The organism is Mesorhizobium sp. M0088, from assembly GCF_040322895.1.
Taxonomy (GTDB): domain Bacteria; phylum Pseudomonadota; class Alphaproteobacteria; order Rhizobiales; family Rhizobiaceae; genus Mesorhizobium.
In genome coordinates this window covers 1-20,165 of sequence record NZ_JAMYUI010000028.1, presented here as the reverse complement: position 1 = coordinate 20,165, position 20,165 = coordinate 1, and the positions used below count along the sequence as shown (strand labels likewise).

At 62.3% G+C, this 20,165-nt stretch carries 20 protein-coding genes; 14 read left to right on the top strand and 6 right to left on the bottom strand.

Annotated features, from left to right (window positions below):
- Window positions 1-106 precede the first annotated feature (106 nt).
- The 7 genes from NKJ67_RS28120 (at window position 107) to NKJ67_RS28090 (ending at window position 5,269) form a co-directional block, all read left to right on the top strand.
- Window positions 107-928, top strand: coding sequence for an enoyl-CoA hydratase (locus NKJ67_RS28120; RefSeq protein ID WP_352584448.1), 822 nt, complete (start codon window positions 107-109; stop codon window positions 926-928).
- Window positions 929-938: 10 nt separating this feature from the next.
- Window positions 939-1,361: a VOC family protein gene (locus NKJ67_RS28115; protein ID WP_127322812.1), complete on the top strand. Its 423-nt coding sequence runs from the start codon at window positions 939-941 to the stop codon at window positions 1,359-1,361.
- Complete coding sequence (locus NKJ67_RS28110; RefSeq protein ID WP_127329671.1) at window positions 1,361-2,137, top strand: AAA family ATPase; 777 nt, start codon at window positions 1,361-1,363, stop codon at window positions 2,135-2,137. The genes NKJ67_RS28115 and NKJ67_RS28110 overlap by 1 nt, the downstream gene beginning before the upstream one ends.
- The gene (locus NKJ67_RS28105) at window positions 2,134-2,898 is read left to right on the top strand and encodes a GNAT family N-acetyltransferase (protein WP_256748233.1); all 765 of its coding nucleotides are present in this window, start codon (window positions 2,134-2,136) and stop codon (window positions 2,896-2,898) included. Before NKJ67_RS28110 ends, NKJ67_RS28105 begins: the two co-directional genes overlap by 4 nt.
- On the top strand, window positions 2,885-3,406 hold the full coding sequence (locus NKJ67_RS28100; RefSeq protein ID WP_127269926.1) for a CoA-binding protein: 522 nt from the start codon (window positions 2,885-2,887) through the stop codon (window positions 3,404-3,406). Before NKJ67_RS28105 ends, NKJ67_RS28100 begins: the two co-directional genes overlap by 14 nt.
- A gap of 225 nt (window positions 3,407-3,631) precedes the next feature.
- On the top strand, window positions 3,632-4,912 hold the full coding sequence (locus tag NKJ67_RS28095) for an O-acetylhomoserine aminocarboxypropyltransferase (protein WP_127269928.1): 1,281 nt from the start codon (window positions 3,632-3,634) through the stop codon (window positions 4,910-4,912).
- Window positions 4,913-4,918: 6 nt separating this feature from the next.
- The gene (locus NKJ67_RS28090) at window positions 4,919-5,269 is read left to right on the top strand and encodes a cupin domain-containing protein (RefSeq protein WP_292563070.1); all 351 of its coding nucleotides are present in this window, start codon (window positions 4,919-4,921) and stop codon (window positions 5,267-5,269) included.
- Window positions 5,270-5,360: 91 nt separating this feature from the next.
- Here NKJ67_RS28090 and NKJ67_RS28085 read toward each other — a convergent pair whose 3' ends face one another.
- The gene (locus NKJ67_RS28085; RefSeq protein ID WP_352584536.1) at window positions 5,361-6,077 is read right to left on the bottom strand and encodes a transporter substrate-binding domain-containing protein; all 717 of its coding nucleotides are present in this window, start codon (window positions 6,075-6,077) and stop codon (window positions 5,361-5,363) included.
- A 64-nt stretch (window positions 6,078-6,141) separates the two neighbouring features.
- Window positions 6,142-7,392, bottom strand: a complete 1,251-nt coding sequence (locus NKJ67_RS28080; protein WP_352584444.1) for a cytochrome P450 — start codon at window positions 7,390-7,392, stop codon at window positions 6,142-6,144.
- A 103-nt stretch (window positions 7,393-7,495) separates the two neighbouring features.
- Between NKJ67_RS28080 and NKJ67_RS28075 the strand changes: the two genes are divergently transcribed.
- Window positions 7,496-8,599 (top strand): NAD(P)/FAD-dependent oxidoreductase, encoded by a 1,104-nt coding sequence (locus NKJ67_RS28075; RefSeq protein ID WP_127269906.1) that lies wholly within the window; start codon window positions 7,496-7,498, stop codon window positions 8,597-8,599.
- A gap of 17 nt (window positions 8,600-8,616) precedes the next feature.
- Here the strand turns inward: NKJ67_RS28075 and NKJ67_RS28070 are convergent, their stop codons facing one another.
- Window positions 8,617-9,207, bottom strand: a complete 591-nt coding sequence (locus NKJ67_RS28070) for a hypothetical protein (protein ID WP_256748238.1) — start codon at window positions 9,205-9,207, stop codon at window positions 8,617-8,619.
- A 338-nt stretch (window positions 9,208-9,545) separates the two neighbouring features.
- Between NKJ67_RS28070 and clpP the strand changes: the two genes are divergently transcribed.
- The 4 genes from clpP to hupB all read left to right on the top strand — a co-directional run bounded on the left by clpP (window position 9,546) and on the right by hupB (window position 15,038).
- Window positions 9,546-10,175, top strand: a complete 630-nt coding sequence (gene clpP, locus NKJ67_RS28065; RefSeq protein WP_013532191.1) for an ATP-dependent Clp endopeptidase proteolytic subunit ClpP — start codon at window positions 9,546-9,548, stop codon at window positions 10,173-10,175.
- A 297-nt stretch (window positions 10,176-10,472) separates the two neighbouring features.
- Complete coding sequence (clpX, locus tag NKJ67_RS28060) at window positions 10,473-11,747, top strand: ATP-dependent Clp protease ATP-binding subunit ClpX (RefSeq protein WP_013532190.1); 1,275 nt, start codon at window positions 10,473-10,475, stop codon at window positions 11,745-11,747.
- Between the two features lie 308 nt (window positions 11,748-12,055).
- Complete coding sequence (lon, locus tag NKJ67_RS28055) at window positions 12,056-14,467, top strand: endopeptidase La (protein ID WP_127810676.1); 2,412 nt, start codon at window positions 12,056-12,058, stop codon at window positions 14,465-14,467.
- 298 nt (window positions 14,468-14,765) lie between these two features.
- On the top strand, window positions 14,766-15,038 hold the full coding sequence (gene hupB / locus NKJ67_RS28050; protein WP_127268007.1) for a DNA-binding protein HupB: 273 nt from the start codon (window positions 14,766-14,768) through the stop codon (window positions 15,036-15,038).
- A gap of 204 nt (window positions 15,039-15,242) precedes the next feature.
- Here hupB and NKJ67_RS28045 read toward each other — a convergent pair whose 3' ends face one another.
- On the bottom strand, window positions 15,243-16,265 hold the full coding sequence (locus tag NKJ67_RS28045) for an aldo/keto reductase (protein WP_352584440.1): 1,023 nt from the start codon (window positions 16,263-16,265) through the stop codon (window positions 15,243-15,245).
- A gap of 178 nt (window positions 16,266-16,443) precedes the next feature.
- Between NKJ67_RS28045 and NKJ67_RS28040 the strand changes: the two genes are divergently transcribed.
- Both NKJ67_RS28040 and NKJ67_RS28035 read left to right on the top strand, forming a co-directional pair.
- Window positions 16,444-17,010 carry an SIS domain-containing protein gene (locus NKJ67_RS28040; RefSeq protein WP_256748239.1) on the top strand — a complete coding sequence of 189 codons (567 nt, stop codon included), beginning with the start codon at window positions 16,444-16,446 and terminating at the stop codon, window positions 17,008-17,010.
- A gap of 3 nt (window positions 17,011-17,013) precedes the next feature.
- Window positions 17,014-17,757 carry a creatininase family protein gene (locus NKJ67_RS28035; RefSeq protein ID WP_352584438.1) on the top strand — a complete coding sequence of 248 codons (744 nt, stop codon included), beginning with the start codon at window positions 17,014-17,016 and terminating at the stop codon, window positions 17,755-17,757.
- A 172-nt stretch (window positions 17,758-17,929) separates the two neighbouring features.
- On the opposite strand, the gene NKJ67_RS28030 is transcribed toward NKJ67_RS28035, so the two are convergent.
- Window positions 17,930-18,847 carry a carbohydrate ABC transporter permease gene (locus NKJ67_RS28030; protein ID WP_127268003.1) on the bottom strand — a complete coding sequence of 306 codons (918 nt, stop codon included), beginning with the start codon at window positions 18,845-18,847 and terminating at the stop codon, window positions 17,930-17,932.
- A 26-nt stretch (window positions 18,848-18,873) separates the two neighbouring features.
- On the bottom strand, window positions 18,874-19,995 hold the full coding sequence (locus NKJ67_RS28025; protein ID WP_127321754.1) for a carbohydrate ABC transporter permease: 1,122 nt from the start codon (window positions 19,993-19,995) through the stop codon (window positions 18,874-18,876).
- Window positions 19,996-20,165 lie beyond the last annotated feature (170 nt).

Here is a 20,165-nt window from a genome sequence, read left to right as displayed (position 1 = left end):
ATTTCTGGCAACCTTCGTCCCTTGGCGCAAGCGATGGGTGTTGGACGAAATCCGATCCGGTATTAGATACTCTGACAGCCCCGAGCGGAATCGCGGAGACATTTCCATGGCCGAAATCCTAGCCATCAAGCCTGCTGCCGTCGACGGTCCGGTTGCCGCAAGACTGGACAAGGGCGTGCTGCGCCTCACGCTCGCCAATCCGCCCGCCAACGCCCTGTCGCTGGCGGTGATGGCGGCGCTGACGGCCGAACTTGAGCGCGCCAAGACCAACAAGGCCGTTCGCGTCATCGTTTTGTCGGCGGCCGGCAAGGTGTTCTGCGCCGGCCATGATCTCAAGGAAATGACGGCGCACCGCACTGACGCCGATCATGGCAAGGCCTTCTTCGCAGAGACGTTTGCCGCTTGTGCGACGCTGATGCAGGCCATCGTGCGCCATCCCGTGCCTGTGATCGCCGAGGTTGACGGCCTTGCCACCGCCGCCGGGCTGCAACTGGTCGCCAGCTGCGATCTGGCGATCGCTTCGCATGAGGCGACCTTCTGCACGCCGGGCGTCAATATCGGGCTGTTCTGCTCGACGCCGATGGTGGCGCTGTCGCGCAACGTTTCGCGCAAGCATGCCATGGAGATGCTGCTGACCGGAGAGACGATCGATGCGGCGACCGCCAAGGAGTTCGGCCTGGTCAACCGCGTCGTGCCGCGCGAATACCTGAATCAGATCGTCACCAAATACGCGCAAACCATTGCTTCCAAATCATCTTTGGTGGTCAAGACCGGCAAGGAAGCCTTTTACGCCCAGGCTGAAATGGGGCTGGCCGACGCCTATGCCTATACCGGCCGGATCATGGTCGAGAACATGCTTGCGCGCGACGCGGAGGAGGGCATCGGCGCCTTCATCGGCAAGCGCAAGCCGGAATGGAAGGACGAGTAAGGAGAACGTCATGGAACCGCGCATCTCCATCATCACCATTGCTACCGATGATCTAGACCGCGCCGTGCGCTTCTACGAAGAGATGGGCTTGAAGCGGCATGCCGGCATCACCGACGGGGTCGCCTTCTTCCAGATGGGCGGCGTCATCCTCGGCCTGTTCCCGCGCGCCAGCGCAGAAGAGGATTCCGGCATCGCCTTCGCCGCGGCGCCATCGGCGGTCTACCTCGCCTACAACACTCGTTCCGACGCCGAAGTCGACGACGTGCTCGCCAGGGCGGAAAAAGCCGGCGGCCGCATCGTCAAGCCGGCCGGCCGGGCCTTTTGGGGCGGCTGGTACGGCTATTTCGCCGACGCCGACGGGCATGTCTGGGAAGTGGCGCACAATCCGGCCTTTCCGATCGCGGAAGACGGCACGATTTCGCTACCCGGCTGATGGCCCATCGCAAGCAGCTGACGCGGCTAAAGGCTCCCTATCTGAAGCGCATCCTGCTCGACGCCGAGCGCGTGGCGGACTGGGAGAAATATCCCTGGAACCTGCCGCTGTTTCGCGGCCATGAGTTCGAGCTCGAATTCACCACGCCGATCACCATCATTGTCGGCGAGAACGGCACCGGCAAATCGACGCTGCTCGAGGCGATCGGCGCACTGGCCGGCTATGACGAAGCCGGCGGCGGCAAGGGATATATGCCAGTCGACCATTCCAGCGCTATCGACAAGAGTGGTGCTGCGTTGGCCAACGCATTCCGTGGTCACTGGCTGCCGAAAGTCACCGCCGGCTGGTTCTTTCGCGCCGAATCCTTCTACTCCGTGGCCCGCTATCTCGATCAGGCAGCGCTGGAGTCCGGCGGGGCGCCGCCGGACTTCCTGTCCTGGTCGCATGGCGAGGGCTTTATCCGATTTTTCGAGGAGCGCTGCCGCAGGCAAGGCATCTACATCCTCGACGAACCCGAGAGCGCACTGTCGCCGACGCGACAGATCGAGCTGCTCAAGATGCTGCGGCGCATGGACCAGTCGGGCACCGCGCAAGTGATCATGGCGACGCATTCGCCGCTGCTGATGGCTTGTCCCGGCGCGCGGCTGTTCCGCATCAGCCGCTTCGGGCTCGACCCGACCGATTTCAGCGATACCGATCATTTTCGCATGATGCGCGACTTCTGTACCGATCCGCAGGCGTTCATGGAGGAAGCGCTGCGGGAGGATGACGCGTGAGCGCCGGCGACGATGATCTCAACTGGCGCGTCGAGCAGGCATGCCGCGAAGGCTGGCCGGCGGCGACCGGTGCGGTCTTTGATGGCTGGCTCCTGCGGCGATCGGGCGGACGGATCCGGCGCACCAATTCGGCCAATCCCTTGCGCGGCCAGCGTGGCGCGCCGGATGCTGTCATCGGCGCCGCCGAGTCCTTCTACATCGGCCACGGCCAGACGCCCTTGTTTCGGGTTCCCGACATCGCCGGCGAGCTCGAAGCCATACTCGACCATCGCGGATACCAGCCGGAAGGCGGCACGATCCATCTCCATGCCGGGATCGGCGACCTGGCTGAAGTCCGCGATGAGCAGGTCACCGTTTCGAAAGTGCCGGGCGAGGACTGGCTCGCGGCGCGGTTCCGCATGGGGACCTTTGACGACGCCGAGTGCCGCATCTTTCGCGAGATGACCGGGCTGATCGTCGGCGACCGGGCGTTCGTATCCTGTGAACGCGACAGCGAAATTGCCGCCTTGGCCTATGGCGTCATCCGCAATGGCCTGCTTGTGGTGGAATCGGTTGAAACCGATGGCCGTTTCAGGCAGCAAGGTCTGGGCCGCAAGACTGTCGGCGGCCTCATCGGCTGGGCGCGGCGGGCAGGGGTTCACGCCGCATGCTTGCAGGTGGTGGTCGACAACACGCCGGCTCGCGCTCTCTATGCCTCGCTTGGGTTCAGCCGTGAACTTTACCGATACCACTACCGCAGGAAGCCGCATGAACCACGATAGCTACGACAACACCTACATCGCCGGCATCCTCAATTCGGTGAAGACCATCGCCATGGTCGGCGCGTCCGCCAACGATGTGCGGCCAAGCTATTTCGTGCTGAAATATCTGCTGGCCAAGGGATTTTCGGTGTTTCCGATCAATCCTGGCCAGGCCGGCAAGGAGATCCTCGGCCGGATGACCTATGCGAGGCTCGCCGATATTCCCGAGCCGATCGACATGGTCGATGTCTTTCGCGCGCCGGCGGCGGTGCCCGGCATCGTCGACGAGGCGTTGCGGCTCGATCCCTTGCCGAAAGTCATCTGGATGCAGCTTGGCGTTCGCCATGACGAGGCCGCCGCGCGCGCCGAGGCCGCCGGCATCAAGGTGGTGATGAACCGCTGCCCCAAGATCGAATACGGCAAGCTGTCCGGCGAGATCGGCTGGACCGGCGTCAATTCCGGTGTGCTGTCGTCGAAGAAGCCGCTGATGCGGTCGGGATTCCAGAGTTTTGGCGTGCGCCAGAAGTAGGACACGTCGCTAAAAGTGCGCGGCGGTTTTGGGATAACGACGTGCACCAAAAGCAAGGCCTGATGCGCAATGCGCCTTGGGCGCAAAATTATTCCTTAGCCCAGTGCATTTTCTCGGGCCTCGGCCGCAGATCGTTCGCCGAAGGGCATTTTCTTCTTTGCATTCGCGCTCATGCTTCGCCAAGAATGCCCGGCGATTTCAAGAGTTTCAAAAGGGAGGTTTTCAGTGACCCGCACGCCAGGTTTCAACACGCTCGCCGTCCATGCCGGTGCCAAGCCCGATCCAGCGACCGGCGCGCGTGCCACGCCGATCTACCAGACGACCTCCTTCGTCTTCGACGATGCCGACCATGCCGCGTCGCTGTTCGGGCTCAAGGCCTTCGGCAACATCTACACCCGCATCATGAATCCGACGCAGGCGGTGCTGGAAGAGCGCATGGCGGCCCTCGAAGGCGGCACGGCGGCACTCGCGGTCGCTTCCGGCCACGCCGCGCAGGTGATCGTATTCCACAATCTGATGCAGCCGGGCGACAATTTCGTTGCCGCCAACAAGCTTTATGGCGGTTCGATCAACCAGTTCGGCCATGCCTTCAAGAATTATGGCTGGGAGGTGCGCTGGGCCGACACCAACGACATCTCGACCTTCGAGAGCCAGATCGACGACAGGACCAAGGCGATCTTCATCGAGAGCCTGGCCAATCCGGGCGGCACTTTCGTTGATATCGAGAAGATCGGCGACATCGCGCGCAAGCATGGCCTGCCGCTGATCGTCGACAACACGCTGGCTTCGCCCTACCTGATCCGTCCGATCGAGCATGGCGCCGACATCGTCGTCCATTCGCTGACCAAGTTCATCGGCGGCCACGGCAATTCGATCGGTGGCGCCATCGTCGACGGCGGCACCTTCGACTGGTCGAAGTCGGGCAAATATCCGATGCTGTCGGAACCGCGTCCCGAATATGGCGGTCTTGTCCTGCACGAAACCTTCGGCAATTTCGCCTTCGCCATTGCCGCGCGCGTGCTCGGCCTGCGCGACCTCGGCCCGGCGATCTCTCCGTTCAACGCCTTTCTCATCCTGACCGGCCTGGAAACTCTGCCGCTGCGCATGCAGCGTCACTGCGATAACGCCGTGACGGTCGCCGCCTGGCTATCCAACCACCCCAAGGTCGCTTCGGTGAACTATCCAGGCCTGCCGACCGACAAGAACAATGCGCTACAGAAGAAATACTCGCCGCAGGGCGCCGGTGCCGTGTTCACCTTCGCGCTGAAGGGCGGCTATGACGCCGGCGTCAAATTCGTCGAGGCGCTCGAGTTGTTCTCGCACCTGGCCAATGTCGGCGACACCAAGTCGCTGGTCATCCACCCGGCCTCGACCACGCACCGCCAGCTTTCCGACGAGCAGAAGGTCAAGGCCGGCGCAGGACCGGACACGGTGCGGCTTTCCATCGGCATCGAGGACGTCAACGACATCGTCGCCGACCTCGAACAGGCGCTAGCCAAGGTCTGACCGATCATGAGCGAGTCAAAATTTCTTGCCATCGGCGTCGACACTGTCGACGCCGAACAGGGCGCGCCGGCGCCGGATCGGCTGATCTCGGGCGATCCCAAATTCCGCACCTGGAATGTCGAGGAGCGCGACGGCGGCCTTTACGCAGGCATCTGGGAATCGACCCCGGGCAAATGGCGCATCGTCTATGACGAATGGGAGTTCTGCCACATCCTGTCCGGCCTGTCGGTGATCGCGGAAGACGGCGGGCAGGCACGCACCGTCAAGGCCGGCGACAGCTTCGTGCTCAGGCCCGGCTTCAAAGGCAGCTGGGAAGTGCTTGAAACGACTCGCAAGGAGTATGTGATCAAGCTCTGATGCATGTCGCCCAAAGTGGCCCGGTTTTGGGAGAACGACATGCATAGAAACAAGGGCCTAAAGCGCGTCGCGTTTTAGGCATCGACGCTGATCAGACGATGCGATCGATATCGCTGTCCGAGAATCCGTAACGCGCCATCATCCGCCGGTGCCAGTCGCTGCCCACCAATTCATCGAGGCAAGCATCGATGCGCCGGAGCAGGGCTGAATTGCCTTTGGCGATCGCGAAGGCACCGGCCGCCGGCTGCTTTTCAATCGGGGGAACCTCGACGAGCCCAAGCGGCATATCGGGCCGCCGGGTCAGATAGCCTCGGTGCGCCATCGCAACGCTGGCGTAGGCGTGCACCGCGCCGCTGGCCACTGCGTCCGCCGCATCCGCCTGCGTTGCAAACGTCCTGACCTGCTCGGATGCGATTCCGTTGTGCAACGCCGTAAGATGCTGAACCTGATCGGTTATGACACCAATCAACGCTGTCCGGTCCTCGGCAATGGATTGGTAGCCGCGAAAGCCACGCGGATTGTGTTTCGCGACCAGCAACCCGTCCTGCAGCGCCCAGATCGGCCGTGTAAAGTCGACAAGCTGCCTGCGCTCTTCGGAGACGAACAGGCCGGTCGTCATGGTCCAACGGCCCTCGACCAATCCCGGCAGCAGTTCAGCGAATTCGGTTTCGATCGGCTTAAAGCTCGCCAATCCGAGCATGTCACCGAGCCTGCGCGCAAGCTCGACGTCACAGCCTGAGACCTCGCCCAATGCACCTGCAAAGCAGAATGGCGGCTCTTCCAGGAAGGCGAATTTCAATTCAGTCATGTCAGGCAAGCCGGCGCCATCCTATTTCCCCGGGACAGTCTGAGGTAGCCCCGGCTTGTGGCCGTCAGAGGCCGACGGCGAGCGTTTCCAGCCCATGGAAGTGGTAAGTGTCGCGGAAGCGCGCCTCTTCGGCAAGATGCAGCTTCGGATGCCGTTCGAACAAGGTTTTCAGCGACACCTGCAATTCGAGCCGGGCGAGCGGCGCGCCGATGCAGAAATGGATACCGGCGCCGAAGGAGACGTTCTTCTGGTCGGCACGGTCGGGCCAGAAGGCGAGGGGATCGGCGAAGGCGCGTGGGTCATGATTGGCCATGCCCAGCAGCAGCCCGATCGTCTGGCCCGGCTGCACGACGATGCCGGGCGCGACCTCGATCTCCTGATAGGCATAGCGCGCGAACATGTGCAGCGGCGCGTCGAAGCGCAGGCATTCCTCGACCGTTGCCGCGGTCGCCTCGGGCGAACCGAAGAAGCGGCTGACATCGCCGCCTTGCAAAAGGATCGAGCGGACGGCATTGCCGGTCTGATGCACGGTCGCTTCATGGCCGGCATTGAGCAGCAGGATCGCCGAGGACACCATCTCGTCCTCCGACAGCCTCTCACCGTCCTCCTGCGCCGAGATCAGCAGCGACAACAGGTCGTCGCCGGGATCTCGGCGTCGCTCGGTGACGTAGCCACGGAGGAAATCCGCAAATTCGCGGGCGGCGCGGTTGGCCGTCTCCTCGATCGCGCGTGTGCGGCCATGCATGTACATGGCGACCATCTGGTGCGACCAGTCGAGCAGTTGCGGCCCCATTTCGACCGGGACGCCGAGCATTTCGGCAATGATGGTGATCGGCAAGGGCGCCGCGAAAGCAGGCAACAGGTCGACCGTCTTGCCTGGTTCGAAACGGTCGATCAACTCGTTGGCCAAAGCCTCGACACGCGGCCGCAGCCGTTCGACCTGGCGCGAGACGAAGGCCCGGTTGACCAGTGTTCTCAGCCGCGTGTGCACCGGCGGCTCCAGTTCCAGCATCGAATTGGCTTCGACGCCGTCGAAGGCCCTGAGATGGCTGCGATCCTGTCCAATGCCGCGGCTGTCTGGAATGCCGGCCGGGTTCTGGCGGCCGAAGCGGCGATCGCGCAGCAGCCGGTTGACGTCGTCGAAACCGCCAAAGCACCAGAAGCCGAATTCTTCCCAGAAGAATGCATTCGATACGCCGTGCAGGAAAGCATAGGCATCATAAGGGTTTTGGAAAAAAGCCGGCTCGTGCGGGTCAAGCCGCAGATGTCGAGTGGTTGGATCAAAGGCCAGGGCGGGAAGCGTCAATTTGCTCATGCCAGACCAATAGCGCGGCTTGCCAGCCTGGTTCCAGACCGTATGTTGGCGCCCGCAATCCAATACGTTGAGCCAGCCGACCGGCTGCGGAAAGTCTGATTTGATGAAGGTGATCGTTGTCGGCGCGGGTATTGCCGGTCTCTCGACGGCGTGGTCGCTGGTCAAGGCCGGCCACAGCGTTTCGATCGTCGAGCAAGGGCCGATCCCAAACCCGATGGCCGCGTCGGGCGACCATCATCGCATCATCCGCCGCGCCTACCGCGCGGGGACCGGCTATGGCCGGCTGATCACCGAAGCCTACCAGGCCTGGGACGAGATGTGGGCCGATCTCGGCGAAAGCCACCTCGATCCCAGAGGATTTGTCTGCATTTCGCGCGAGCCGGGCGACGAGGCCGAGGAATATCGCGAGGGCCTGGAAGAAGGCAATTTTCCGTTCGAATTGCTGGAGCCGGATGCAGCCGTGAAGCGCTGGCCGTTCCTGGAAGCCGGGTCGTTCCGCTACGCCTATTTCTCAACCGAAGGCGGCGCCCTGCATTGCCGCAAGATCGCGTCCGGCCTGGCAAAGTGGCTGCGCGCCAACGGCGCCAATGTCTACGAAAATAGCAAGGTCGTCGAAGTCGACGCCGAAGCCGGCCACATCGTGCTCGAAAGCGGTGAGACCATGCAGGCCGACCGCATCGTTGTCGCCGCCGGCGCCTGGGTGCTGAAACTGTTTCCGGAGCTGGACGGCGAGCTGAAGACCTATCGAACCGCACTTGCCTATGTCGAACCGCCCGCCGATCTCGAGGCGGCCTGGCAGGCGGCACCGGTCGTCCTCGATGTCGGCGGCGCGATCGACGGCTATGTGATCCCGCCCTCCGGCGGCGCCGGCATGAAATTCGGGTCCGGGCGGCACAGGGTGCCGACCAGCGACGCCGATTGGAACCGTCAGCCGGTGGCGGGGGAGGGCGAGGCGATCCGCAACCTGTTTTCGCCGCCGATCGACCGCATCGAGGACTATCGTGTGACCGAGGTCGTCACCTGCGCCTACACTTTCACATCAGACGAAAAATTCATGGCGCATGAAAAGGGCAAATGCCTTGTTGTCTCGGCATGCTCCGGTCACGGCTACAAGTTCGGCGCGGCGGTCGGCAGGCGCGTTGCCGCTGCTGTCGGCGATGGGGATATTGCCGGCTTGAAGGCATGGCTGCGGGCGGAGGTCGCCTGAGCGCCGCCGGGGGTGACCTAATTCTGGCAATGCCTGGGAATATGCACCCGCCGCCAGCCCGATGAACCCTCGCGAACCAGCACACGACGCGCGACGGTCTGGTAGGAGGCGGGAACATCGATGATGCGCCTTTGCTCCGGCCGCACCAGCACCTCCTGGGCGATCCTGTCGTATTGTGCGGGGATGACCACGCGCCGCGTGCGTTCGGGCCGGATCACCACGGTTTTGGCAACACGTTCGTAGCGCGCCTTGTGCCAGACCTTGCACAGCACCTTGCGGCCATGGATGACGCGCCATTCCCAGGAATAGCCGCCGCCATCGATCCGGACCGTGCGGTAGACGGTGCGGGTGACGGCCGGCACGATCTGGTAGGTCACTTGCGCCGGAACGGTCATCACGACGCGCTCGCGCGTGCCATAGATGGGGGCGATATAGTCGACCTGCTGACCGGGCGGACTGATCATCACGTCTTCATAGACCGTGTCGTAGACGGCCGGACTGCGGACCGGCTCATAACATTCGACGGCGCGGCCGCCGGCCGCCGTCTGCGAAATCGTGCCGAGCATGGTCAGGCCGGCGATGGTGAAGCATGCGGTTTTCCCGGGCATGACACTTCCCCTGTTGAACTCTACGCATAAGTTCAACGTTGAATTGTAGAGGAAGCCGTCTCGGAAAAAAGCGGTTTCGGCGCATTTCGTTAAGTGACGCGGTTAAGAAACTGCTACCTTGCGCGGCCGGCCATGCGGCTCCGGACCCGCGGAAGCATCCGCCGGCCCGAATCCTTGGTCAGAAAGCTTGATTCGACTTACCCAGATGGCTAGGAGGGGTCGGCCTTGCACAAGGATGAGCCGGCATCCTATTTACGGAATAACGATCCAGAACCGATTCTGCCCGATCTGCCGGCATTCCCGGCGCCGGAATCCCACCGCGAGATAAGAGATATCTGATGAAGAACCCCGTCGAAACCTACATGAACCTCGTTCCGATGGTGGTCGAACAGACCAATCGCGGCGAGCGGGCCTACGACATTTTCTCGCGCCTCCTCAAGGAGCGCATCATTTTCATCACCGGTCCGGTCGAGGACGGCATGGCGACGCTGGTCTGCGCGCAGCTTTTGTTCCTCGAAGCCGAGAATCCGAAGAAGGAAATCAACCTCTACATCAATTCGCCGGGCGGCGTCGTCACCTCGGGCATGGCGATCTACGACACCATGCAGTTCATCAAGCCGGCCGTGTCGACGCTCTGCATCGGCCAGGCGGCTTCGATGGGTTCGCTGCTCCTGACCGCAGGTCACAAGGACATGCGCTTTGCCACGCCGAACGCCCGCATCATGGTTCACCAGCCTTCCGGCGGCTTCCAGGGCCAGGCGTCCGACATCGAGCGCCATGCCCTGGATATCATCAAGCTGAAGCGTCGCCTCAACGAGGTCTACGTCAAGCACACCGGCAAGAGCTACGAAGAGATCGAGAAAACGCTCGACCGCGACCATTTCATGACCGCCGACGAAGCCAAGGATTTCGGCCTCATCGACAAGGTCATTTCGTCGCGCGAGGCGGCCGAAGGGGCGCTGGCATAAAGGCAAGTTGGCAGTTGGATGGCACCATCACGCGCTTTTGGCGCGTCTTGCGGCATTTCGGCCACAATTGGCTGTTCCCTCGGGGGACAGGATTGCCTACGTTAAGGCTATGTTGAGTTTCGGCGGCTTAGCTTTATGCGGGGTTGTCGCGAATCATTGCCACGTTTTCTGATTTGTGTTTCGTACGGAATGCGTTGCGGGAGCCGGGACACACTGGCGGCGGCGGATTCCCGCGATAGATAGAGTATGCGCCCTTTCAGCCAGACCATCGGCGGGCGGCCATGAAAGGACATGAAAATGAGCAAGGTCGGCAACAACAGCGGCGATTCCAAGAACACGCTTTACTGCTCGTTTTGCGGCAAAAGCCAGCACGAAGTGCGCAAGCTGATCGCCGGTCCGACGGTCTTCATCTGCGACGAGTGCGTCGAACTCTGCATGGACATCATCCGTGAAGAGAACAAGACCTCGATGGTGAAGTCGCGCGAAGGCGTGCCGACACCGCAGGAGATCCTCAAGGTTCTCGACGACTATGTCATCGGTCAGCCCTACGCCAAGCGCGTGCTGTCGGTGGCGGTCCACAATCACTACAAGCGCCTCGCGCATGCCGGCAAGAACAACGATGTCGAACTGGCGAAGTCCAACATCCTGCTGATCGGTCCGACCGGTTGCGGCAAGACGCTGCTCGCGCAGACGCTGGCCCGCATCATCGACGTGCCCTTCACCATGGCTGACGCGACGACGCTGACCGAAGCCGGTTATGTCGGCGAGGACGTCGAGAACATCATCCTGAAGCTGCTGCAGTCGGCTGACTACAATGTCGAGCGGGCCCAGCGCGGCATCGTCTACATCGACGAAATCGACAAGATTTCGCGCAAGTCGGACAATCCCTCGATCACCCGCGACGTGTCGGGCGAGGGCGTGCAGCAGGCGCTCCTGAAGATCATGGAAGGCACCGTCGCCTCCGTGCCGCCGCAAGGCGGCAGGAAGCACCCGCAGCAGGAGTTCCTGCAGGTCGATACAGCCAACATCCTGTTCATCTGCGGCGGCGCCTTCGCCGGGCTGGACAAGATCATCTCGGATCGCGGCCGCAAGACCTCGATCGGTTTCGGCGCGGTCGTCGCTTCGCCCGAGGATCGCCGCACTGGCGATGTCTTCCGCCTGGTCGAGCCCGAGGATCTGTTGAAGTTCGGTCTTATCCCCGAATTTGTCGGCCGTCTGCCGGTTCTGGCGACGCTGGAAGACCTCGACGAACCGGCGCTGATCCAGATCCTGACCGAGCCGAAGAACGCGCTGGTCAAGCAGTATCAGCGGCTGTTCGAGATGGAGAATGTCGACCTGACCTTCCACGAGAACGCTCTTTCGGCGATCGCCAAGCGCGCCATCGAGCGCAAGACCGGCGCGCGCGGCCTGCGTTCGATCATGGAGGCGATCCTGCTCGACACGATGTTCGAGCTTCCCGCGCTCGAGGGCGTGCGCGAAGTGGTGATTTCGGAGGAGGTGGTGACCGGCAGTGCCCGGCCGCTCTACATCTACTCCGAGCAGAAGGAAAAGAAGGGCAATGTCAGCGCCTGACATGATGAGCCCGCAGCGAAATTCTGAAACGGCGCCGCAAGGCGCCGTTTTGCTGTCACACAGGGCTTTTGCGCGGCGTACGGCTTGGCGTCGCAAATGTGTCACTCGCGGACGGGTTGGAAGTGCGGATTTGGACACGCCCCTTGATCTTTGGGGGTCGTGCATCCAACTAACTGGAGAAGGCCGAGGTGCCCGATTTCTGTGCTGTAAAACTCCCGTCATAAACGGTGGTAGGCGGAACGATCCCCGGTCGTTAATATAAGATTCGCGGTTGGCTGATTGGCGGCCGCGACATGAAAGGTTGGACAATGGCCAAAGTATCCAAGGCACCCAGCGACGGCGTCTTCGCAGTTCTCCCACTGCGCGACATCGTGGTGTTCCCGCACATGATCGTGCCGCTCTTCGTCGGGCGTGAGAAGTCGATCAAGGCGCTGGAAGAGGTGATGGGTCAGGAAAAGCAGATCCTGCTTGCCACCCAGATGAATGCCGCCGACGACGATCCCGAGCCCGATGCCATCTTCGACATCGGCACGCTCGCCAATGTGCTGCAATTGCTCAAGCTGCCCGACGGCACCGTCAAGGTTCTGGTCGAAGGCGCTTCGCGTGCGAAAATCGTCTCGTTCACCGACCGTCCCGACTTCCACGAGGCCCGCGCCGCGGCGCTGGTCGAGCCGGACGAGGAAGAGGTCGAGGTTGAGGCGCTGGCGCGTTCGGTCGTCACCGACTTCGAGAACTACGTCAAGCTGAACAAGAAGATCTCGCCCGAAGTGGTGGGTGCAGCCAGCCAGATCGACGACTATTCCAAGCTCGCCGACACGGTCGCCTCGCATCTCGCCATCAAAATCCCTGAGAAGCAGGAAATGCTGGCCACGCTCTCGGTCAAGGAGCGGCTGGAAAAGGCTATGGGCTTCATGGAAGCCGAAATCTCCGTCCTGCAGGTGGAGAAGCGCATCCGCTCGCGCGTCAAGCGCCAGATGGAGAAGACGCAGCGCGAATACTACCTCAACGAGCAGATGAAGGCGATCCAGAAGGAGCTCGGCGAGGGCGAGGACGGCCGCGACGAGGCCGCCGAGATCGAGGCGCGCATCAAGAAGACCAAGCTCTCCAAGGAGGCCCGCGAAAAGGCGGAAGCCGAGTTGAAGAAGCTCCGGACGATGTCGCCGATGTCGGCTGAATCGACCGTCGTGCGCAACTACCTCGACTGGATCCTGTCGATCCCGTGGGGCAAGAACTCCAAGGTCAAGCAGGACCTGGCGTTCGCGCAGAACGTGCTCGACACTGATCATTTCGGCCTCGACAAGGTCAAGGAGCGCATTGTCGAGTATCTCGCCGTGCAAAGCCGCCAGAAGAAGCTGAAGGGGCCGATCCTGTGCCTCGTCGGCCCTCCCGGCGTCGGCAAGACCTCGCTCGGCAAGTCGATCGCCAAGGCGACTGGTCGCGAATTCATCCGCATGGCGCTTGGCGGCGTGCGTGACGAGGCCGAGATCCGTGGTCACCGGCGCACCTATATCGGCTCGATGCCCGGCAAGGTCATCCAGTCGATGAAGAAGGCCAAGAAGTCCAACCCGCTCTTCCTGCTCGACGAGATCGACAAGATGGGCCAGGACTTCCGTGGCGATCCGTCATCGGCGTTGCTTGAGGTCCTCGATCCGGAACAGAACTCGACGTTCATGGACCATTACCTCGAGGTCGAATACGACCTGTCGAGCGTCATGTTTGTGACGACGGCGAACACGCTGAACATCCCGGCGCCCTTGATGGACCGCATGGAGATCATCCGTATCGCCGGCTACACCGAGGACGAGAAGATCGAGATCGCCAAGCGGCACCTGATGCCGAAGGTGATCCGCGATCACGCGCTGCAGCCGAAGGAGTTTTCCGTCGGTGAGGACGCGATCCGCGCCATCGTCCAGACCTACACCCGCGAAGCGGGCGTCAGGAGCCTGGAGCGCGAGCTGATGAAGCTCGGGCGCAAGGCGGTGACCGAGATCCTGAAGACGAAGAAGAAGACGGTGAGCATCACGGCGGAGAACCTCTCCGATTACCTTGGTGTGCAGCGCTACCGCTTCGGCCAGGTCGAGGCTGACGATCAGGTCGGTGTCGTTACAGGTCTTGCCTGGACGGAAGTCGGCGGCGAACTGCTGACGGTCGAAGGCGTCATGATGCCCGGCAAGGGCCGCATGACGGTGACCGGCAACCTGCGCGACGTGATGAAGGAATCGATTTCGGCGGCGGCCTCGTATGTCCGCTCGCGCGCCGTCGATTTCGGCATCGAGCCGCCGCTGTTCGACAAGCGCGACATCCACGTGCACTTGCCGGAAGGCGCCACGCCGAAGGACGGCCCGTCTGCGGGTGCTGCCATGGCGACAGCCATTGTGTCGGTACTGACGGGTATTCCGGTCCGGGCGGATGTGGCGATGACCGGTGAGATAACGCTTCGCGGCCGCATCTTGCCGATCGGCGGGCTCAAGGAGAAGCTGCTCGCCGCGCTGCGCGGCGGCATCAAGAAGGTGCTGATCCCGGAAGACAATGCCAAGGATCTGGCGGAGATCCCGGACAACGTGAAGAACGGCATGGAGATCATTCCGGTCTCACGTGTCGGCGAGGTGTTGCGCCACGCGCTGGTGCGTATGCCGGAGCCGATCGAATGGGTCGAACCGGTCAATCCGCCGGCCTCGACAGACAGTGCCGACGACGCTGGAAAGTCCCTGGCGCATTAGAGCGCCGGGCGTCCATCTGGACGCACAAAGGACGCTCTAACGCTCGGACTTGCGCATGGCCCTTTCCGAAAACCGGCTACGGTTTTCGAGGCTATGCGTTGGTTTTCGTCAAGGTTGCAGCGCACAAACGGAGAGCCGGGCCTAGAGCCCGGCTTTTTCATGTGAAAAACCCAGCATTTCCGGGCTTTTTCCGCTTTTTTCCTGCCTTTTCGACTTGGTTGCGGGAGCGCTTCTTTCTAAAGTCCGTTTCCTGCCGGATGAGTCGATAGTTCCGGTGTTCTCATGGAAGGGAATTTTTATGAACAAGAACGAACTGGTGTCTGCTGTCGCCGACGCCGCGAGCATTTCGAAGGGTGACGCGCAGTCGGCGGTCGATGCGGTATTTTCCGTGATCACCGGCGAACTGAAGAAGGGCGGCGATGTCCGGCTTGTCGGCTTTGGCAATTTCTCCGTGTCAAAGCGTGCGGCGTCGACCGGCCGCAATCCTCAGACCGGCGCCGAAGTGAAGATCCCGGCGCGCACCGTGCCGAAGTTCTCGGCCGGCAAAGGCCTCAAGGACGCAGTCAACTAAGCGTTTTTTCTTTTCAGAGACCTCAGAAAAGCCGGGCTTGCCCGGCTTTTCATTTTGGCGCCCGACGCGGGTACATGCGACCAGAAAAGCCGGGCTTGCCCGGCTTTTCATTTTTTATAGCCTACGCAGGTACACGCGACCAGAAAAGCCGGGCTTGCCCGGCTTTTCATTTTTGTGCCCGACGCTGACGCGACGGCGGCCGGCTTACGCGGTCGGCGCCTCGGTGCGCATAAGACCTTCCTTCTTGAGATCGGCCCAAAGCGCTGGGGGCAGTTTCGCATCGAGCAGCGAGCGATTGCTCTCGACCTCGCTCGGCCGCTGGCCACCGGGGATCACCGAGACGACCGAGGGGTGCAGCAGCGGGAATTGCAGGGCGGCCTCGATCAGCCTGACACCATGACGCTTGCAGACGTTTTCGATCCCGGCGACCCGATCGAGTATGTCCTTCGGCGCTTCCGAGTAGTTGTAGTAGGCGCCGGGCTTCGGTCCGGTCGCCAGGATGCCGGAGTTGTAGGGGCCGCCGAGAACGATGCCGATGCCGCGTGCCTGGCAGAGCGGCAGGAAGAACGTCAGCGCCTCCTGTTCCAGGAGCGTATAGCGTCCGGCCAGCAGGAACAGGTCGAAGTCGCCGCGCTCGGCCAGCGTCTGCGCGACCTGCCACTCATTGATGCCGCCACCGAACGCCTTGATCACGCCCTGGTCGCGCAGCGACAGCAAGCCGTAATAGCCCGAGCGCATGAACTCCTCGATGCGCCGGTCGGAGGCTTCCTTGCTGCCATGCGTGAAGATGTCGACATCGTGGACGAAGAGGATGTCGATCCGGTCGACGCCGAGGCGCTCAAGCGAGGCCTCGAACGAGCGCATGACACCGTCATAGCTGTAGTCGTACACTTCGCGGCGCGACGGCGTGTCGAAGAACTTGCCGATGCCGGTGCGCTCTTCGGGCGGGCAGGCGCGCATGATGCGGCCGACCTTGCTCGACAGCACATAGTCGTCGCGCTTCTTGCCGCGCAGGAACGGGTTGAGCCGCGTTTCCGAGAGGCCGAGCCCATAGAGCGGCGCGGTGTCGTAGTAGCGGCAGCCGGTCGCCCACGCGGCCTCCAGCGTGGCGTTGGCGTCCTCGTCGGAGACGGCACGGTAGAGGTTGCCGAGCGGCGCCGCGCCGAAGCCGAGCTCGGTGAAACTGATGCCGCCATTGCCGATGCGGTCGAAATGCCGTGTCTTCATATGCTGCTGCTTGCCTCGCCTGATTTGTCTGACATGACACTATCACGCCTGTGATCAGGCAAAAGCATCGCTGCGCGTTGGACACGCATTTTCGCGGTTGCTAGCATGAACGAAATCAAGCTGTTCGTGGCAGCAATGGCGGCAAATCCCAGGGGTGATTTTTGATGGCAGGATCGCGGTGAGCGACAAGAGCAAAAGCCTGTTCGAGACCGCGCTTGAGGAACTCGGCGGCGTGCTGGCCCGCATCGACGAAAGCCGGATCGACGCCGCCTGCAAAATGCTGGCCGGCGCGCGACAGATCGTCGTCTATGGCTGCGGCCGCGAGGCCTTGCAGGTCAAGGGTTTTGCCATGCGGCTCTATCATTTGGGCCTGCCGGTGTCCGTGGTCGGCGACATGAACACACCGCCGCTGGGGCAGGGCGATGTCTTCCTGGTCAGCTCCGGGCCGGGAGAGACCTCGACCGTGCTGACCCTGATGCAGGTCGCGCACGATGCCGGCGCGACCAACCTCCTGCTGACCGCCCAGGCCGAAGGCAGCGCGGCAAGGCTTGCCGACTTCACCCTGCTCATTCCCGCGCAGACCATGGCCAACGATCAGGGGGCGCAGAAGACATCGGTGCTGCCGATGGGCTCGGTGTTCGAAGGCGCGCTGTTCCTGCTGTTCGAGGTGATGGTGCTGAAGCTCAGGGAATTGATCGGAGCGTCGCCCGAAGCCATGCGCGCCCGCCACACCAACATGGAATAGATCATGCGCTACGAACTGATGCTGCCACACCAGATCCGCAGGGCGATCGCCGAGAATTGGCCGGTCGCTCTGCCGCTCGGCGTGCTCGAATACCATGGCGAGCACATGGCCGTCGGCATGGACACGCTGGCCGTCGTCAAGACGCTGGAGCTGTTCGAAAAGGAGAAGGACGTCGTCATCCTGCCGCCCTTCTATTACGGTGCTGCGAGCTATGCGGTGGCGCCGCCGGAAGGCAGCGGCTCGGTGCAGGTCGGCGGCAATGCGCTGGCGCCGTTCGGCGAGGAGCTGTTCTACAGCCTGCTGCGCATCGGCTTTCGCAACATCCACGCCATCATCCACCACCAGACCGAGAACTTTGCCGCCGGCATGCCGACCGATCTGGCGTTCAAGACCGCCGGCCGCCAGGCGATCTTCCGCTTCCTCGAAAAGGAGCGCGGCGAGGGCTGGTGGGGCTCTCAGGCGATGGCCGACTACTATTCCGGGCACGCCGCGGGTGAAAATTTCTTCAACTGGGTGCAAGTGCATCCGCTGATGTCGGCTGACATGAACGGCAAGTACCCGTTCGATCATGCCGGCATCGGCGAGACCTCGCTGATGCTGGCGCTATGCCCGGAGGCTGTCGATGCCGCTCACTTCAACGACAACAAGAGCTGGTATACGGCGAGCGCCAAGGATGCTTCGGCCGAGCTAGGGCAGAAGGGCGTCGCCATGATCATGGACCACCTGCGGATGATTCTGAGGGCCTAGCGCGGTTCTTCCTTCTCCCCTTGCGGGAGAAGGTGGCCGAGCGAAGCTCGGTCGGATGAGGGGTGTTCTAGGGAACACCGACGTCTCACTCCGCTGGAACACCCCTCATCCGTCTCGGCGCTGCGCGCCGATCCACCTTCTCCCACAAGGGGAGAAGGGAAGGCCGGCCCTGCTACTTCACCGCTCCTGCGGTCATGCCCATGATCAGATAGCGCTCAAGCGCGATGCCGATCACCGCCAGCGGCGCGATGGCTGCCGTGGCGAGCGCCGCCATCGACCACCAGTTGATGCCTTGCGATCCGGTCTGGCTCGCCACCATGACCGGGATGGTCTTGGCGTCGGTCGAGGTCAAAAGGGCGGCGAAGAAATACTCGTTCCAGCACAGCACCATCGCCAGGATGAAGGCGGCGACCATGCCCGGCAGCGCGATCGGCATGACGATGCGGAAGAACGCCCCCCAGATCGACAGCCCATCGACCAGGGCTGCTTCCTCGAGCTCGACGGGGATCGAGTTGAACTGGTCGCGCATGATCCAGATGACGATCGGCAGCACCATCAGCGTGTAGAGCAGGATCAGTCCGATGCGCGTGTCGAGCAGGCCGACCTCGCGGTAGAGCACCAGGAAGGGCAGGGCCAGCACCACCGGCGGCAGGATCAGCTGCGACAGGAAGAAGAACGAGATGTCCTCGTTCTTGAACCAGGCGAAATGATAGCGATAGCGGGTGAGCCCATAGGCGGCGAGGCTGCCGATGACAATGGCGAGGCTCGACGCGCCGACCGAGGTGATCACCGAATTCATGAAGCGCTTGAGGAACTCCTCGCGCACCGTCGAGGTCTGGAAAATCGAGTCCGGCGACAGGCCGAGCGAGCGCCAGCCTTTCCAGTCCGGCTGGAAGTCGACGAAGGGGATGAGATGGCCCTGCGTGACGTCGACCGCGGTCTTGAACGAGGTTGTCACCGTCCAATAGATCGGGAACAGGCAGATGAACGCCCAGAAGGCCAGCGCGCCATAGATGAAAACGCGGCTGGCGAGGAAGCTCGCCGGCGAGCGGATTTCCGAGGCGACATATTCGGTGGTCTGAACGCTCATCGGGCTCAATTCACCCCCATCTTGCTTTAATTGACATTGCGGACAAAACGGTTGGCGAATTTCAACAGCCACGTGACGAAGACGACGATGATCACCAGATAGGCCATCGCCAGCATGGTTCCGTAGCCGACATTCGAGCGGTCGCGGTATTCGCGATAGATGAAGCTCGACACGGAATCGGTGGCGCCGCCCGGGCCGCCGGACGTCACGGTGATGATGATGTCGGCAAGCTTCAACTTGAAGATGATGCGCAGGATCACCGCCGTCACCGACACCGGCAGCATCAGCGGGAAGGTGACCTGCCAGAAGGTCTGCCACGCATTGGCGCCGTCGACGCGTGCGGCTTCGAGCACCTCGCGCGACATCGCCTGCAGCCCGGCCAGCAGCATGATCATCATGAACGGAATGAAGGTCCAGGCATCCAGTATCATGATCGATATGCGCGCGATGATCGGGTCAGAGAAGAAGGCGGGATTTTCCCAGCCGAGATGGCGCGCCAGCGTTGCTGCCGGTCCGAACCGGTATTCCATCAGCGACTTGCCGATCATCCACGACACCGCGACCGGCGACAGCATCAACGGCATCAGGAAGACGACGCGGAAGAATTTTCGCGCCCGGATCTGCGCGTTGAGCAGCAGCGCCAAGCCGAAGGCGATGACATATTCGACCGCCACCGCCAGCACATAGAGCACCATGTTGAACAGCGCGTTGCGGTAGTAGGGATCGGCCAGCATCTGCCAGAAATTGTCGAGCCCGTTGAACTTGCGACCGCTGAACGAGCTGAGGTTCCAGTCGGTGAGGGCGATGTAGAAACCGAACAGCGTCGGGAAGATCACCATGGCGATGGTGAACAGCAGCGCCGGCAGCAGGAACAGGGCACGCTGTCCGTCTTCGCCGCGCGTCAGCACCTGGCCGATGCCGATCGCCACGCCCCACAAAACATAGGCATAGACGACGGGGCGCCAGGTCTCGAAGCCGATCGTATCGGTGCTGCCCTTGTAGAGGATCTCCAGCACGATCGTCGCCAGCAGGCCAAGCGTCGCAACGGCCATCAGCGCCCAGCCAAGGCGTTTGCGGCCTGGAGAGATCAGATCGGAAGGGCCGGCATCTGCCGGCCACTGGTTCGCGGTCGAAGTCTGGTCAGCCACAAATCTCGCCCGTTTGAAGGCTCTCGAAGAGCCGGAGCCGGTCTAAAGTGGTGGGGGGGGGGGGGGGGGGGGCGCGGGGGAGCTTTAAACCGCAAGCGGGGAGATGGGTTTGGTTATAGAAAATAGAACAGAAGCCCAGAACGAGCGTGGTGTTGTGGGGGGGGGGGGGG

Bases quoted from the DNA above. Each gene is read 5' to 3' on its own strand.
- NKJ67_RS28120 (WP_352584448.1), top strand. From the start codon at position 107: ATGGCCGAAATCCTAGCCATCAAGCCTGCTGCCGTCGACGGTCCGGTT.
- NKJ67_RS28115 (WP_127322812.1), top strand. From the start codon at position 939: ATGGAACCGCGCATCTCCATCATCACCATTGCTACCGATGATCTAGAC.
- NKJ67_RS28110 (WP_127329671.1), top strand. From the start codon at position 1,361: ATGGCCCATCGCAAGCAGCTGACGCGGCTAAAGGCTCCCTATCTGAAG.
- NKJ67_RS28100 (WP_127269926.1), top strand. From the start codon at position 2,885: ATGAACCACGATAGCTACGACAACACCTACATCGCCGGCATCCTCAAT.
- NKJ67_RS28090 (WP_292563070.1), top strand. From the start codon at position 4,919: ATGAGCGAGTCAAAATTTCTTGCCATCGGCGTCGACACTGTCGACGCC.
- NKJ67_RS28085 (WP_352584536.1), bottom strand. From the start codon at position 6,077: ATGACTGAATTGAAATTCGCCTTCCTGGAAGAGCCGCCATTCTGCTTT.
- NKJ67_RS28080 (WP_352584444.1), bottom strand. From the start codon at position 7,392: ATGAGCAAATTGACGCTTCCCGCCCTGGCCTTTGATCCAACCACTCGA.
- NKJ67_RS28075 (WP_127269906.1), top strand. From the start codon at position 7,496: ATGAAGGTGATCGTTGTCGGCGCGGGTATTGCCGGTCTCTCGACGGCG.
- NKJ67_RS28070 (WP_256748238.1), bottom strand. From the start codon at position 9,207: ATGCCCGGGAAAACCGCATGCTTCACCATCGCCGGCCTGACCATGCTC.
- clpP (WP_013532191.1), top strand. From the start codon at position 9,546: ATGAAGAACCCCGTCGAAACCTACATGAACCTCGTTCCGATGGTGGTC.
- clpX (WP_013532190.1), top strand. From the start codon at position 10,473: ATGAGCAAGGTCGGCAACAACAGCGGCGATTCCAAGAACACGCTTTAC.
- lon (WP_127810676.1), top strand. From the start codon at position 12,056: ATGGCCAAAGTATCCAAGGCACCCAGCGACGGCGTCTTCGCAGTTCTC.
- hupB (WP_127268007.1), top strand. From the start codon at position 14,766: ATGAACAAGAACGAACTGGTGTCTGCTGTCGCCGACGCCGCGAGCATT.
- NKJ67_RS28045 (WP_352584440.1), bottom strand. From the start codon at position 16,265: ATGAAGACACGGCATTTCGACCGCATCGGCAATGGCGGCATCAGTTTC.
- NKJ67_RS28035 (WP_352584438.1), top strand. From the start codon at position 17,014: ATGCGCTACGAACTGATGCTGCCACACCAGATCCGCAGGGCGATCGCC.
- NKJ67_RS28030 (WP_127268003.1), bottom strand. From the start codon at position 18,847: ATGAGCGTTCAGACCACCGAATATGTCGCCTCGGAAATCCGCTCGCCG.